Here is a 636-nt window from a genome sequence, read left to right as displayed (position 1 = left end):
AATGGCATGATCTAAAACTTACGCCTCCCCCATGACACGAGCACTACATGCGCTTTTTCAGCGCTGCGTTTAATTGTTTGGTAACCTTGTAATACGAGATCAAACGCTTGATAAAAGAAATATACAGTGCCACAATGGGTATTGTTAAGAAAAAATCAAAAACACCCCCCAGCAGAATGATCAAAATCACCGTCCAAGCTGCCGCCATTTCGTAATGCATTTTATCCCCTTCCCTTTATAAATTGATTGATTGGGTTGCTTCAGTCACTTCTTCCAACTGCTGAATCTTCTTTTTCAATCGATGGGTTAAAATTTCACGAAGGATCACAACAACAGGGATCGTTGCAAAAATACATACCGATAAAAAAAACCAGAAAAGCAAGAGAATGACAAAATATTCAAATCTGATCTCATCTATCTCTTTAAAGAAAATCACATAGACATAAGCTTTGAAAAACATAATGATGAAAGAAAGGCATGCGTGGAGGATATAATCTTTGCGTGAAAAAGCGAGCCATTTTTTTAACGAATAGAAACTTATCTGTGTTTCTAGTGTTAAGTTTTGCGGCACTCTCTCTTTTTCTTTTCCGCTTTTTTCAAAGAAACAAAAATGCTGCGGCTGTTCTTTCATCAAAC

At 36.9% G+C, this 636-nt stretch carries 1 protein-coding gene and 1 pseudogene; both read right to left on the bottom strand.

Features of this window, described 5'->3' with window-relative positions; all coding sequences use genetic code 11:
* Positions 1 to 43 precede the first annotated feature (43 nt).
* Positions 44 to 220: a hypothetical protein gene (locus ACFIL8_RS12145; RefSeq protein ID WP_273790878.1), complete on the bottom strand. Its 177-nt coding sequence runs from the start codon at positions 218 to 220 to the stop codon at positions 44 to 46.
* Positions 221 to 235: 15 nt separating this feature from the next.
* Positions 236 to 636 (bottom strand): annotated as a pseudogene (locus ACFIL8_RS12140) (hypothetical protein); the annotation flags it as partial.

Source organism: Bartonella sp. AP57NXGY, from assembly GCF_042195805.1.
In the GTDB taxonomy this organism is placed as follows: Bacteria; Pseudomonadota; Alphaproteobacteria; order Rhizobiales; family Rhizobiaceae; genus Bartonella.
The sequence above is the reverse complement of the archived record's forward strand: the minus strand, read 5'-3'. Positions and strand labels throughout refer to the sequence as shown.

Coding starts and splice junctions, on each gene's coding strand:
- ACFIL8_RS12145 (WP_273790878.1), bottom strand. CDS start 220: ATGCATTACGAAATGGCGGCAGCTTGGACGGTGATTTTGATCATTCTG.